Here is a 14441-nt window from a genome sequence, read left to right on the forward strand (position 1 = left end):
TGCTACTCAAACCACGTTTGGGTGGTCTTCCCTTGCGTCTCAGCGTGCACTTTCAAGCGGTGAGAAGGTCACGACATCGAATGCTGCGCGGCGTCGCCGATGGCGTCGAATCTCGCTTCATCACAGGTGAGAATGATGACTTGTGACTTCTTGCCGGCTTCGGTGAGCACTGCCGCCATGGCTTGTCGACGTTGCGGGTCGGTGAACCCCATCGTGTCGTCGAGAAATATCGGCACGGTGGCGTCACCTACTAGTTCGGCACACACGAGCCGGGTCAGCAATCCGAATTGCTCTTTCGCTCCACCTGAAAGGTGTTCGAAACTCACCGTCGTCCCGTCGAGCTTGCGTTCCTTGACGACCAGATGTTCATCAAGCGATACATCGAAGTCAGCTCCGAACACGAGTTTCCCGTACCGGACCAGGCGCTCGCGCAGAGGCGCAGAGTACCGGGAAATCAACTGCTGCCTATGCGTGTCCAGCGTGCTCAATAGCAGGTCCGCCGCGTTCGCTCGTGCCTGCATCGAATCGCAACGCTGCTGGGCCTCGCGCAATGCGATCTCCGCTTCGTCCTTCTTTGTTGCGATGCCTTGCTCGCTTTTGACCTTGATGTGCGCCTCTAGCTCGTTGTATTTGCGGATGAGGTCGTCGAGTACTTGTTGATGGCGTTTGAGCGATTGCTGCGTCGTGTCGAGATCATTCAGCTGCGCCTCGCGCTGTGCCTCGGCGAGGGTTGCAGTGATCTTCTCGCCTTCTTCGGCAAGGTCGTCCACGGACTTTTTCGCGGTTTCGAATGCGGTTTCCAGCGTTTCGTCGGACGCGGAATCACGCGCCTCCTTCAGGGCTTTCTCTGCCTTGTGATGGGCATCCCGTAGCTCTGCGAGCGATTCTCGGTGAGAGGCGGCCTTGCTTCGTGCCTCGGCGTCTCGAACCCTGGCCTGGTTGACGATCCCGGCAGCTCCTGCAAGCGCGCTGTTGGCCACTTCCAAATCTGCTTCCGCTTCGGCGAGCTGTGTCTTGGCGTCGCCCGAAGCATCGTCATCGTCGAGCGAGTCGCCGGGGTCGCTGCCTTCGCTGAGCTCTGCCAGCTTCGCTTCGAGATCAGAGATTCGTTCGCGATTCTCTTCCGCGGTGTTCTCGCCCAGCGCGGATTCCCTCTGGCCCGAACTTTCTGCGATAGCTGTCTCGAGGCCTGCCAGAGTTTTGAGATCGCTCTCTACATCGTCGATCGAGTCGTAGTCCCGGTCGGCGAGTAGTGCGTCGAGTGCCACCCTGGCGTCGTCGAACCGCGACTTTGCCTCGGCTGCATTTTTCGGTGGCACGACCGATACCGTGACTTCGCCGATCTCGACATGCACCGGGTTCTCTGCATAGGCAGACCATCCTTTGGCGGCGTCGACGGTATCACCGTCTATGACCGCTTCACCCACGCCTTCGATGGAGACGAGTGAGGACCCTGCCTTCAAGCCCGCATCGGCCTCGCGCATTGCAGAACGCGCCGAGCGAAGTTGCTCGACGTAGGAGTCGTCCGCCTTGATCAGTCGCTTTTGGGCGTTGAGATCGTTGACGCGGTTGGTGAGTTCTTCAACCCTTTCGCGTCGTCTCTTCCGCGACTCGAGTTCTCGTCTGACCTCTACCACTTCGACGCGGCGACGAGCGTCCGAGACCTTTCTCGCTGCATCGCGCGCCTTCGACTCGGCGCTCTCGTGCGCTTCGGTCGCTGTGGCAAGAGCGGTTTTGGCGGCGTCTTCCTCTTCCGTCGCTTGTTCGGAGGCCGCACCGGTCTTCTGCAGGCTGCCCCGACTCGCCTCCACCGCCTCGGCGAGCTCGCGCCTCCGGTCTCGGGTGTGTTCGGCGTTATCTAGCTTCGCCCGCGCAAGCTGCGAACGTTGCGCGAATTCTTCATGCGCACGTTTGGCATGTGCGAGAACCGAAGCCTTCTCTTCCGCCACGACTAGCGCGGACTTTCGCTCGTCGATCATGCGCTGCTTCTCGGTCCACTTGGCAGCGGATTCTGCGAGCTTGTCGACGTCGCCTTCGAGTTCCGCGGCGGCCATTCGCGCGGCGTCGTATTCCGCGGTGCGTTCTGCGACCTCGTCGTGAAGCTTCCGTAGCTCGCCGATTGGGGCTCCGCTCTTGCCCAAGTACTGTTCACGCTCGGCCTTGACACGGAGGAACAGCGAATCATCGGCCGCGGACAAGGTGTCGCCGGCTTCGGAGTCCAAGGCCTGTTTGAGCGAGCTGATTTCGTCCACCGAATGAAGCTGCGTTGACTCTTGGTCCTGCCGAAGACTGAGCTTCTCCCACAGCTTGATGTTCGCGGAGTCCTCCAGCTTGGCCAGAACGTAGTCGTGTGCTTCGTCATCGCGCAGCGCCGACTTCACCGGTGAGAGAAACTCGAGACGTGTTTCTGCTTTGGTCAAATAGATCTTGGTGTACCGAATACGTTCTCCGCCGATAGTCATCTCGGCGGAAATGGTTATCGGTGAATCGGCACCTACACGCACCGATTCTTTGAGGGCTCGAGGCTTGGACTTGGATTTCGTATTGATAAGGAGCCGGAATGCGTCGAACACGGAGGTCTTGCCGGACTCGTTGCGCCCTTCGATGAGCGTGATCCCGGTATCCCCGAACTCGATAGTCTCACGCTCAATGGCCTTGAAGTTTTCGATTGTCAACGAATGCAGGATCATGATTCGGCCTCCGCACGGGATAGTCGATACAGCAGCGCGAGAGCATCTTCTGCGGTGCGCGCATCCGCTCCACCGGCGATGGACTTCTCCGTGAGATCCTCGGCGGCGTCTCGGGCGTATCCGGAGAACAATTTCGCGATGTCGTCGAATGCCGGTCGCCGCACGATCGTCGACGCCTTTCGGACCCGCACGTTGGCGAAGAGCTCGGCGTAGTCCTCGACAAGCTGGTCGAGGCGACGTCCAAGCTCAAGCGATATCGTGCCGTTGAGCGTGAGCTTGACGATTGTCTTCTGCTTATCCTCGATCCCATCGAGACGGGACTTGAGCAGCTCCAGATCGCCTTCAGAGTCAAGATCAACATCGATTCGCATCATTTTCCACGTGCCCGTGCGGAATGTCTCCACCGAGCATTCGTCACCGACGATCTCGACGAGAAGCGCCTGACCGGAATCGGTCTCCCGATCGTCGAAGGCAGTAACCTCCGGCGCTCCCGAGTACCAAATGCGTCCGGTCGTACCGAGCTCGGTCACCGAGTGGCGGTCCCCGAGCGCGATGTAATTGGCCGCGCCCGAGGCAACCACGCGCTCCATGTCTGCAATCGAGAACTGCCCGCCTTCCTCGTCGTCCGGGTCCGTTCCGGAAAACACGAGGTCGGTGCCGCCGTGAAGCGCAAGAATCCGAACTCCCTCGCTGGCGCCGGTCGTGAACTTGCCGCCCAGATCGCCAAGATTCGCGGGCAACGGATACTTCGACACCACGGGCAGGCCGACAACCTCGACGCCTTCGCACACCTGGACAGGCTCCGTCGACTCGATGACGTGAACATTCGCCGGACGATAACGAGCGAAGGTATTCGACTGGTACACCGAACCCGCCGAATACAGGTCGTGATTTCCGGGAAGGATATATACGGGTATCTCGGTCTCCCCGAGCACCGACAGCGCCCTGATCACGTACTCGGTAGCCACAGTGTTGTCGTCGAACACGTCTCCGGCCGCGAGAATGAAATCCGCACGCTCCGCCTCGGCACGCGCGACGATCGCGCGCACGGAGTCCATGCGGGCATCGTCAAAGCTGGAATGTCGCGCCCCGAGGACGTGACGCTTCATCCCGAGCTGCCAGTCGGCGGTGTGAACAAACTTCACTGTGGACATGGCGCCCACCTTAGTAACCGGCTCCGACAAAGTGGCCTTCCTACTACTCCGGCGAAGGACTGGGGCCGTTACCCAACGAGTGGTACAGGTCCTCCAGGTCCGACAGGATCGCCAGCGTCGCCAGCGTGTTGCCCTGTGCGACGGCGCTCGCGAACGCTCGTGCGCTGGCTCCGTCGAGCAGATCGGAGACCGCACCGGACGGTACGGGTGGAGGCGGAAGCTGCGGGTCGGCGTCCCAGAAAGGTATGACGTCGGAGGTGCCGCTCGCGCCCGGCCGTGCGGCCCGCCCTCGTGATCCACCACTTCCGGCCCGAGGCGGATACCCCCGCATCCGGAAAAGGTCCTGCGGGCTTTTGTCGAGCCGCTCCACCAGTACGCAGGCCACTGCAATCGTGTGCAGGCATGGGCCGGGCTGGTCGGGGCACGAACACGAATGTCGAGTCTGCCCATCGACGGCGGGAAGAAGAACCGTGGCAAGGGCGTCATCGATGCTGCCGGCAAGCGCCGCGGCCAAGCCGACCTTGGTGACCTCGCCTTCGATGACGGGAACGTCGGCCGGGTCGGGCGGGGGAAAGTCGAACGTGACCTCGAACGGACTCGGCTGAGAGCCCTGCACGTGCGCGAACACCTTCTGCCAGCCTATTTGGACGTCGAGCACCCACCGATTGCGGGCCGCGGATCTGCCGCTGGTGATCGCGCTCCGGGTCGCCCTGGCCTCGAGGTCGGCCATCCACCGCCGCGACCACTGATGCTCACCGAAATCGCCTGTCTTGGTGGCGACGGGCACGCCCGGACCCTCCTGCCCGCGGAAAAGCGTACTCATCGGCGGGCCTTTCGTCGGGACTGCAACGGGGGCTGAGGCGTGGTCGACTGCAGGAAGGCATCACGTGCCGAATCCGAGTCCTCGCGCAATGCGACCAGGTCCATGAGCGCGTCATCGGACAGCGCCGTCACGCCGAGGGACCCCACGGTGATCTCCTGCAGTCCCTGTTTGTGGTCGAGCACGTCGGCAATACGTTCCTCGACCGTTCCGGGCGCGACCAACGTGTATACGTTGACATCGCGCTCCTGGCCGATGCGATGCACTCGGTCGGTTGCCTGGTCCTCTACCGCCGGGTTCCACCATCGGTCCAGGTGGACAACGTGGTTGGCAGCCGTCAGCGTGAGCCCGGTTCCGCCGGCTCTGAGTGAGGCGAGGAAGATCGGCGGACCGTCAGGGTCCTGGAAGCTCTCGACCATCCGCGCGCGTTCCTTCGCCGACGACATACCGGAGAGGAACGGGATCGGCTCGCCTGCCCGCCTCCCGAGGAAGGGCAGGATCATCTCCCCGAACGTGCGGTACTGGGTAAAGACGAGAACCTTCTCCCCCGCGTCGCCAGCTGTCGTGAGAATCTCGTCTAGCGCCTCGAGTTTGCCGGAACGATGCTCGCCGCCGCGAAGCAGCGCAGAACCGTCGGCCGCGTAGAGCGCCGGGTGGTCGCACACCTGCTTGAGTGCAGTGAGGCCGGAGAGGATCGCCCCCTTTCGTCCGCCGTCGGAGGCGTCCTTGACGTCCTCCATCATGTTCTTCACGACGGCGGTGTAGAGCGCCGCCTGCTCCGAGGTGAGGTACGAATCAACGCGGTGTTCCAGCTTCGCCGGAAGCTCTACGATGCCGGGATCCGACTTCGTTCTTCGCAACAGGAATGGCGCCGCCAGAGCGACAAGGCGGGTCGCGGTGTCGGTGTCCCCGCTCGTCTCGATCGGCGTGGAAAAACGAGAGCGGAACACTTCCGCGGACCCGAACATCCCGGGGTTACAAAAGTCGAGGATCGCACGCATGTCCTCGAGCCGATTCTCTACAGGAGTACCAGTGAGTGCGACGCGATGCCGCGCTGTAAGTAGACGGAGTGATTTCGCGGCCTGAGTGTCGACATTCTTCACCGTCTGTGCCTCGTCGATGACGATGCGCTGAAAATTAACGGCTTCGAAAGTGGAGAGGTCTCTGACGACGGTGCCGTACGTCGTCAACACCACGTCGCTTCGCTCCATGGCTACGCGCGCCGACTCCGAATCCGAGCGCTCGGGACCATGGTGGATCATCACGTCGAGATCCGGGGCGAACTTAAGGGCTTCCAGCTGCCAGTTCCTTACGAGGGACAGTGGGGCCACGACGAGCGATGGGCGCGCTCGGGTGTCTGCGGGAATCCGGTTGCGTTCGAGCGACTCGAGAGCGAGAACCTGCACGGTCTTCCCCAGCCCCATATCGTCGGCAAGGACGGCGCCGAGTCCTGCCGAGGCCATACCTGCAAACCATCGAACGCCGTCTGCTTGATAGTCGCGCAGGGTCGCCCGGAACGAGGACGGTATGTCTCCGAGCACGTCCTTCGGCTCCGGAAGCTTCCATTCCATCGTGTCGGGCGCCGAGATGGCGACGCCCTCTGCTTCGGGACTCAGCATGTTCGTCACGAACTCGCCGAGCGCGTGCTGCGCTCCGTCCCCCTCCGCGTCTTCGCTTTTGTCTGTGTCGTCCTCCGCTCGCCCTCGAGCCCTTTCCAGGAACGCGGAGGCCCGCCGCAGTGCTTCGCTGTCCGCACGCACCCAGCGCCCTCGTAGCTGCACCAGGTCGCTCGACGCGGCGACCATCTTCTGGAGCTCCACTTCGTCGATCGGTTCCCCGCCGACAAGGACCTCCCACCGGATTTCGCCGAGTTGCTGCACCCCGAGCCGGGCCTCGGATTCGACTGCGGCGACTGTCGGTGTTGCGCGTACCTCGGTGCGCACTCGCGTCCATGCACGCGGTAGGAGAACCTCGATACCACGCTCCTGCAGCGCGGCGGCTCCGCGCTCGACGAGCTCGACGATCGACTCAGCAGAGACGAGGAAATCCACACCGCCGGGGGCCGTCTCCGCCTCGGCGAGAGCAGGGAAGGCGATCTTGGCCGTGTCGAGTATCCCGACAAGCACAGGCGCGACGAGTTCGGGATCATCAAGTGCGTCGAAGGGACGAATCCCGTCGGCACCGATGCGCACGAGTACCTGGATACGCCAGAGTTCTTCAGTGGGTTCGAGTACGCGGAACACCACGTGGATGTTGGCGGCGCCGGCCTGTGTGGCGAAATCACGGGAGCGAGCGACCATCGAATGGGAGCCGGCGACGGCATTGTCCGTAGCGTCGACGAGAGCCTTGACGAAGCTCGGCATCGAGGGACGGACGGACAGTCGCCTGCGAGTTTCCGCATCGGCGATCCAGTCGGCGAAGGCTGCGACCTCTTCGTGTTCCATCGTGCTCAGTAGCCGAGAGACCGAACCCAGCCACGAAAGAATCTCGGGGCTTCGAAGCAGTTCCCAGCGCGCGACGAACTCGTCCTCGTAGGTGACGACAGGGACGACCTGGGCCTCGGCTACGAGTTCGCGCACGCCGGCTGCGAGTTGCGCCAACGCGCGCAAATCCGGGCCCGCCCATCGGTCCGCGTCCTCGGCCGTCGCGTAGTCGAGCAATTCGAGGGCGGACGCGGCACGCAGGTATTTGCCCGGCACCTTCGCAAGGCGCCATCTTCCCGAGACGGGGCCGCGCGCCTCGACCTTGTGGACGAGCCGAATGCCTTCGATGATCTCTACCACCCGGGCTGGGGCACTCGAACCGGAAATCGCCGACGGATCGGCTGCCGGCGCTACCGAGTCTGGCCGGCGAAGTCCGGTCTCACACCATACGGCGAGCGCCCCTTTGCCGAACACCCCGCGCAGACGGTAGGACGGCCGCGGCTTCACCACAGGCACGCACCCGAGAAATCCACAGGGCCGAATTCGTCCACAGAAGCGATTTTCGTGTCGCATTCGCGCGAGTGGAACCGGAGAGGTGCCGAAAAGTCAGTGACCATGGACTCCCCTTCCTCTCGCCGCGTGCACCCTTCACACCATAGTGCCGGTCATCCCCGACATTTCGCGGCGCCTGTCGTCGCAGCGATTGTGCGGCGCGGGCACCGGCTCGCCGGATCGGTGTCGTGGCCGGCGGTCGTGATCGTGGTGGCACTGTGTGTCGCGGTGGCCGCCGTGTTCCACGGCCCGGCGGAGGAGGCGGTGCCGGGCTCGCCGAGCAGGCCCGACGTCATACGCGCGATAGATTCGGTGGCCGAGGTCCCCGACCGACCCGACATTCCCGGGTATGGAAGGGACTGTCCGGGACCCTGCTCGTTCGGAAGAGCATGGTCCGATGCGACGGAGGCGCCGGGTGGCCGGAACGGCTGCACGACGCGCGAGGACGTTTTGGCCCGCGATATCCAGGGCGCCGAGCCCGTCCCTGGGGAGCGATGCGCTCGGACAGGCGGAGTACTTGTGGATCCGTATTCGGGTGAGTCGCTTACGCTGGCGGGGACGTATCAGTCCGTTCATATCGATCACGTCTACGCGCTGTCGGCAGCGTGGGACATGGGTGCTCACGCATGGCCGCAGGAAACGCGCGAGCGGTTCGCGAACGACGTCGACGCGAATCTCCTGGCGGTCGCCGGCCACGCCAATATGGCAAAGGGCGACGCGTTACCCGGCGAGTGGATGCCTGTGGAGCCGTGGCGTTGTTTCTACGCGTGGCGCGTCGCCGTGGCTGCCTCTACATATGACTTACCGCTCACCAGCGCGGACCTGAAGCAACTGCGCGCGAGTGCGCGGAGCTGCCCGGACGGCTGATGAGCGGTATGTGCGAGGCCTGGACGGCATCGCTGGGCCTAGCGGAAGCTTCGGCGATCCCCACGGCGATTGTTGTTTCCGCGGAATCCGCCCTTGCCGCGATCGCGATCTCCGCGGTCTCCACGGTCCCCTCCGGAGCGGTGGGAGCCGGGGCGGCCCGACGGCGGTCCGGCGTCCGGGCGGATGTCGATCGCCTGGCCGGAGACGACGATGTCCTTCATCTGGTCGATGTCACCCGAGCTGAGGTGCGAGGGAAGCTCGACGAGAGTGTGGTCGAAACGGATCTGAATCCGACCGATGTCCGAGCCCTTGAGCCCCGCCTCGTTGGCGAGGGCACCCATGATCGAGCCGGGCTTGACACCCGAACGCTTACCGACCGCGAGGCGGTACATCGAGAAGTTTCCGCCGGAATCGCGGCGGTTGTCGCGACGAGGTCCGCGATCGCCACGGTCGTCGAAGTCGCGGCGGGGACCACGGTCGCCGCGATCATTGCGGTCGTTGCGACGCTGCTTCGGCTGCTCCTTCATGAGGAACTCGTCGGAGTTGCGCGACTGGGTCGCAAGCGCGGCGGCAATGTCCTCCATGGCCACCGAATGCTCGGAAGCGTACTGCTCGACCAGGCGGCGGAACAGCGCCAGGTTGGCGTCCTGCAGCGACTCGGTGATCGACTCGGCGAACTTCGTCATGCGCATCTCGTTGACGTCGTCGACCGACGGCAGCTGGATCTCCTGCAGCGACTGCCGCGTGGCGCGCTCGATCTGCGAGAGCAGACGACGCTCGCGGGGCGTGACGAACAGAAGGGCGTGGCCGCTGCGTCCCGCGCGACCGGTGCGACCGATGCGGTGGACGTACGACTCGACGTCGTGCGGGATGTCGTAATTGACGACGTGGCTGATGCGGGGCACGTCAAGGCCGCGAGCCGCGACGTCGGTCGCGACGAGGATATCGGTGCGCCCGTCCTTGAGCTGGCCGATCGTCCGCTCGCGGAGGTTCTGCGGGATATCGCCATTGATCGGTGCCGCGGAGAAGCCGCGGGCGCGGAGACGCTCGGCGAGCTCCTCGGTTGCCTGCTTCGTCCGAACGAACATGATCATCGCGTCGAAGTCCTCGACCTCGAGCACGCGGGTGAGCGCGTCGAGCTTGTCGCGGTGTTGGACGATGACGTAGCGCTGCTCAATAGTCGACGCGGTGGCGGTCTTCGACTTGACCTTCACCTCCGCCGGATCGGTGAGGTACTGCTGCGAGATGCGTCGGATGCCGTTGGGCATGGTCGCCGAGAACAGCGCGACCTGGGTGGCCTCGGGGGTGTCCTCGAGGACGCGCTCGACGTCCTCCTGGAAGCCCATCGTGAGCATCTCGTCGGCCTCGTCGAGAACGAGGTGGCGAAGCCCGGACAGATCGAGCGTGCCCTTTTCGAGGTGGTCGATCACACGGCCCGGCGTACCGACGATGATCTGCGCGCCGCGGCGCAGCCCCGAGAGCTGGATGCCGTAGGCCTGTCCGCCGTAGATCGGCAGGATGTTGACGCCGCTGAGCTTCGAAGAATAGGTGACGAAGGCCTCGGCGACCTGGAGCGCGAGCTCGCGGGTCGGCGCGAGCACCAATGCCTGCGGGGAACGCAGCTCGTGGTCGATCAGCGAGAGGATCGGAAGCGCGAACGCGGCGGTCTTACCGGTACCGGTCTGCGCGAGGCCGACGACGTCGCGCCCCGAGAGGATCAGCGGGATCGTCTCTTCCTGAATCGCCGACGGCGACTCGTAACCGACTGCGGTGACAGCATCGAGAACCTTGGGGTGCAGGTTCATCTCGGCGAAGGTCGTGCCTTCGTTCTTCTTCTCTTCAGGCGCCGCGTCCACGTCGGCATTCGTCGAGTCGTCTTTGGCCGAATCGGCCTGGTCATTCTCCATTGAGGTCTCCGTTTCCGCGCCTCACTAAATGGAGGAGTGGATCACTGGCCGCACAATCGGCCGTATAGTTTCGTCAGGTTCTCGGCCGGATAGTCGGCCACGAGCGAATCGCCGGCCTCGGTACCGGAATCCGTGATTGGGTGGGCGTCGATCGTCCTCAAGCACGAAATGGTGCTCATCAAAGACTTGAGTCTACGCCGCGACGCCCCGATTCTCTCGGCACGTCTGATGGGTCGTCTGATTCGTTCACCTCATCAGCGGTGACCCGATCGGCTGGCCGCACTGTAGGCAGGCCGAGCCATGCAGTACCAACGATAACGCAAATCGCGCCCGCAGCCGCAAACGCCCAGTCATACCCCACTTTATCGACGATCAGTCCCGCCGCGATCGGGCCGGAAATCGTGCCCGCGTCCTGCACCATCTGGTAGCTGGCCATTACCTTGCCGCCGGATCGTTCCTTTCCGATGACGTCGGCCACCACCGCCTGCTGGGCGGGGTTGAGAATTCCGCCTCCCATGCCGGCGACAATGGACAGCGCAATGAATATCCACTCGTTGTGAACCAGCCCCAGCGTCCCAACGGTGACACCGGTGATGAGGAAGCCCACGACGATGAGCGGTTTGCGGCCGAGCGAGTCCGCCAGGCGGCCCGCGAAGAGCACGACCGCCGCGGTGCCGACGGCGAAGCACGCGAGCGAGATACCCGCGATGCGTGCGCCGTTGTCGAAGGCCTGCGCGGCGAAAAGAGGAACGATCGCCACGCGCATCCCGAATGAACACCAGCCGTTGGCGAAGGCGCCGGCCAGCGCGCCGATGTATCGGGCCTGCCGGATCGCCTCGGAGAACAGCATCGGCGGCTGGGCGTCGTCGCCTGGCTGACGACGTCGGCCCTCGCGCAGGAAGATTGCCACCACGGCCGTAGCGATGAGCAGCGCGCCGGCATAGATGAAGAACGGTAGTCGCATCCCGAGAGCGCCGAGGAGCCCGCCGAAAACCGGTCCGGCGATATTGCCGAGGAGGAACGCCGAAGCGTAGTAGCTCGACACCCTCCCCCGGGCCTCTGAGGGCGCGAGACGGACGAGCAGGGCCGCGGCCGAGATCGTGAACATCGTCGAGCCGAGTCCGCCGAGGCCGCGGAAGATGAGCATCTGCCAGTAGTTCTGAGCCAGACCGGTGGCCAGTGTCGACAAGGCGACGATCACGAGGCCGGTGAGATAGACCTTGCGCTCGCCGAGCCGGTCGATGAGGGTGCCGCCGACCGGCGCGAAAATCATCCGGCAGAACGCGAATGCGCTCACCACGACCGAGGCCGCGGTCACCGACACGTTGAACGAGTGGGCGAACTGCGGCAGAACCGGGGCCACGAGCCCGAAACCGAGCGCGACGAGAAGCGCTCCGGCGATGAGCACCCAGAGGTCGGCGGGAATTTTCGGTTCGCCGCCGGATGCGCCACCGGTGGGCGCCGATCTTCTACCCAAGGCCATCATGCAGTGCGGATGATCCGTTCCAGTACTTGAACACCGAATTCCAGAGCGCTCACGGGGACGCGCTCGTCGACCGCGTGGAAGTGCCCGAAGACGTCGAACTCATCAGGCACGCGCAGTGGAACGAAACCATAGCCGTCGATCCCGAGGGTGGCCAAATGCTTGTTGTCGGTGCTCGCGGGAAGCAGATAAGGCACGACGACACCGTCCGGGTCGTATTCGGCGATCGCCTCGCGGACGCGGTCGACGAGCGGGTCGTCGGCGGGAGCCGCGATCGGCGGCGTCCATCGCCATTGCACCTCCACGTCGTCACCGAGAAGCTCCTCGAGCTCCGGGCGGTAGGTCTCCTCGCTCCCGGGGAGGACGCGCCCGTCGATGGCGCCGGTGGCTTCCGTGGGGATCACGTTGACCTTGTAACCGGCGTCGGCCACCGTCACCGAGGCGGTATTCGACAGCGACGCACGGACCATGGATTCCATGTGTCCGAGCTTGTCGAGGTTTCCCTGCAGATCCGCCAATGACGTCGGAGTTCCGAGGATCTCCCCCACCTGCCGCGCCATTTCGGCCACTGATTCGGTGGGTTCGAGCGGGAAGTCGTGTTCGGCAACGCGGGCCATTGCGCTCACGAGTCTGGCGACGGCGTTGTCCTCGGTGGGCATGGAGGCGTGGCCTGCGGTGCCCTTGGCGAGGAGCTCGGCCCACGCAACGCCCTTCTCGGCGGTGGCGATCGGGTAGAGCCGCTTCTCGCCCAGGGGAACGGAGAATCCGCCGACCTCGCTGATCGCGTGTGTCGCGCCCTCGAACAGGTCGGGCCGATTCTCGGCGAGCCACTTGGCGCCGTAAAAGCCCGCATGCTCCTCGTCCGCGAAGAAGGCGAGAATCAGCGGGCGCCTGGGCGTGACCCCGGCACGCCGCATCGCGCGAACCGAGGCGAGGATCATGCCGAGCATGTCCTTCATGTCCACGGCTCCACGCCCGTAGAGCCAGCCATCGTGGATCTCCCCGGAGAACGGCGGCACCGACCAGTCGTCGGCAGCAGCGGGCACGACGTCGACGTGCCCATGGACCACCAACGCGCCCGCATCGGGCTCGGCCCCCTCGACGCGTGCGACGAGCGATCCGCGGCCGGGGACGGATTCCACGAGTTCGCTGGAGATCCCGACCTCGTCGAGATATTCGGCGATGCGGCGGCACACGCGGGTCTCCCCATCGCCGATGGTGTCGAGGTTGCCCGTATTCGTCGAGTCGATCCGGATGAGATCGGCGGTGATGTCCACGGCCTCGGCGATCATCGAGGGGGTATCGACTCCGCCCTCGTTCGCGTCGTTGCTCTCGGCCATTATCCGAAACACTTCCCTTCACCTCGGTATGTCGCCCACGTGTCGACCACGGCGGGCGTCCCGTCCACCGAATCTACTACCACGATCTCGGCGAAGCGTTCCGCCAGCTCCCCTGCTTTCCCATGGCGCAGCCACGCCCGCCCGCCGATGGGAAGGGGCGCATCGATCGGCGTCTGCACCTCTCCCGCGCCCTCGCGAGAAGTGAATGCGAATCGGGGGCGCACGGGCACCGGGAGCCGGTCGGCGCCGGGTGCGCCCGAAGCGATGTACCCGCCATAGAGCAAGGTCGACATCCCGGGCGCCGGGGAACGCACCGCGTCGAGGCCGAAGAACAGCGCCGGCCGCGGCGTGAAGGACTTGAAATGGTCAAAGGTCCCAGGGACGAAAAGTCCGGAGCCGACGGTCACCTCTGTCACCGCCGGCGCGGATGCGGAGGCTTCGACGGAGCCGGTGCCCCCGGAATTGAGAATCTCGGGCTTGCGCCCGGTGACCCGCTCGAGAGCCTGAGCGACCTCCTGGCGCAGTGGCACAAGTCGGCGCATGGACAGAGCCTTGACCGGCCCGATGCCGAACACGTTGTCCTGCACGCCCGCGACCTGTGCCTCGTAGAACATCGCCCCGACGACCTCGTGCCCGCGGGCGTCGAGCGTGCGGGCGAGCGCTTCGACTTCGTCCACCGTATGCAAGGGCGATCGGCGGGTGCCCAGGTGAACAGGTCCCAGGCGCAGGCTGGAGTCCACATCAATACACATGCGCACCCCGTGCGCACCGGCCGCCTCGGCGATCTCGGCATGGGCGACGTCATCCACCATGAGCGTGATCGCCGCCTTGGCCTCCGCATCGGCGCCGAGGCGAGCGAGGGCCTGCCGGTCGGTCGTGGGATAACCGATCAACACGTCCCGGCAGCCGCATTCGACGAGCCACAACGCCTCGCGTAGCGAATACGCCATGATGCCGCGAATGTCGTCCCCACCCGACAGATCCGCGCCAAGTGCCTGCTCGAGAACCTTGCGCACCCGCACCGATTTCGAGGCGATGCGGACGCGCGTTCGGCCGGCGCGGCGCACCGTGTACTCGAGGTTTGCCCGCAGGCTCGGAAGATGGAGAACTGCGAGCGGCGCGGGGAGATCTCGGGTGGCGCGTTCGATATCGTCCATTGCCGCGTCGAGCGCGCGCATCGACATCGTCCCCCGCGCGTTCTTCCC

At 64.6% G+C, this 14441-nt stretch carries 11 protein-coding genes; 1 reads left to right on the plus strand and 10 read right to left on the minus strand.

Annotated elements, in window-relative coordinates; all coding sequences use genetic code 11:
• Nucleotides 1-68: 68 nt before the first annotated feature.
• From K8V11_RS11550 to K8V11_RS11570, 5 genes are all read right to left on the minus strand, one after another.
• Nucleotides 69-2675 carry an AAA family ATPase gene (locus K8V11_RS11550; RefSeq protein ID WP_303914301.1) on the minus strand — a complete coding sequence of 869 codons (2607 nt, stop codon included), beginning with the start codon at nucleotides 2673-2675 and terminating at the stop codon, nucleotides 69-71.
• Between the two features lie 11 nt (nucleotides 2676-2686).
• On the minus strand, nucleotides 2687-3844 hold the full coding sequence (locus tag K8V11_RS11555; protein WP_303914304.1) for an exonuclease SbcCD subunit D: 1158 nt from the start codon (nucleotides 3842-3844) through the stop codon (nucleotides 2687-2689).
• A gap of 43 nt (nucleotides 3845-3887) precedes the next feature.
• A complete protein-coding gene (locus K8V11_RS11560) occupies nucleotides 3888-4667 on the minus strand; it encodes an SWIM zinc finger family protein (protein ID WP_303914307.1) in 780 nt (259 codons plus the stop codon).
• Nucleotides 4664-7603: a DEAD/DEAH box helicase gene (locus K8V11_RS11565; RefSeq protein ID WP_303914310.1), complete on the minus strand. Its 2940-nt coding sequence runs from the start codon at nucleotides 7601-7603 to the stop codon at nucleotides 4664-4666. Before K8V11_RS11565 ends, K8V11_RS11560 begins: the two co-directional genes overlap by 4 nt.
• 149 nt (nucleotides 7604-7752) lie before the next feature.
• Nucleotides 7753-7980, minus strand: a complete 228-nt coding sequence (locus K8V11_RS11570; RefSeq protein ID WP_303914313.1) for a hypothetical protein — start codon at nucleotides 7978-7980, stop codon at nucleotides 7753-7755.
• A gap of 178 nt (nucleotides 7981-8158) precedes the next feature.
• Between K8V11_RS11570 and K8V11_RS11575 the strand changes: the two genes are divergently transcribed.
• Nucleotides 8159-8506, plus strand: a complete 348-nt coding sequence (locus tag K8V11_RS11575) for an HNH endonuclease family protein (protein WP_303914316.1) — start codon at nucleotides 8159-8161, stop codon at nucleotides 8504-8506.
• 38 nt (nucleotides 8507-8544) lie between these two features.
• Here K8V11_RS11575 and K8V11_RS11580 read toward each other — a convergent pair whose 3' ends face one another.
• Genes K8V11_RS11580 through K8V11_RS11600 form a run of 5 tightly spaced genes read right to left on the minus strand, consistent with a single transcriptional unit; the run spans nucleotide 8545 to nucleotide 14414 of the window.
• Entirely contained in the window at nucleotides 8545-10413 is a 1869-nt protein-coding gene (locus K8V11_RS11580) for a DEAD/DEAH box helicase (RefSeq protein ID WP_303914319.1), read from the minus strand.
• Between the two features lie 41 nt (nucleotides 10414-10454).
• Nucleotides 10455-10592 carry a hypothetical protein gene (locus tag K8V11_RS11585; RefSeq protein WP_303914321.1) on the minus strand — a complete coding sequence of 46 codons (138 nt, stop codon included), beginning with the start codon at nucleotides 10590-10592 and terminating at the stop codon, nucleotides 10455-10457.
• Nucleotides 10592-11899: an MFS transporter gene (locus K8V11_RS11590; RefSeq protein ID WP_303914324.1), complete on the minus strand. Its 1308-nt coding sequence runs from the start codon at nucleotides 11897-11899 to the stop codon at nucleotides 10592-10594. The genes K8V11_RS11585 and K8V11_RS11590 overlap by 1 nt, the downstream gene beginning before the upstream one ends.
• A complete protein-coding gene (locus K8V11_RS11595; RefSeq protein WP_303914329.1) occupies nucleotides 11896-13236 on the minus strand; it encodes a M20/M25/M40 family metallo-hydrolase in 1341 nt (446 codons plus the stop codon). Before K8V11_RS11595 ends, K8V11_RS11590 begins: the two co-directional genes overlap by 4 nt.
• Nucleotides 13236-14414: an amino acid deaminase/aldolase gene (locus K8V11_RS11600; RefSeq protein ID WP_303914396.1), complete on the minus strand. Its 1179-nt coding sequence runs from the start codon at nucleotides 14412-14414 to the stop codon at nucleotides 13236-13238. Before K8V11_RS11600 ends, K8V11_RS11595 begins: the two co-directional genes overlap by 1 nt.
• Between the last annotated feature and the right edge of the window lie 27 nt (nucleotides 14415-14441).

Source organism: Dietzia timorensis, assembly GCF_020742175.1.
In the GTDB taxonomy this organism is placed as follows: domain Bacteria; phylum Actinomycetota; class Actinomycetes; order Mycobacteriales; family Mycobacteriaceae; genus Dietzia; species Dietzia timorensis_A.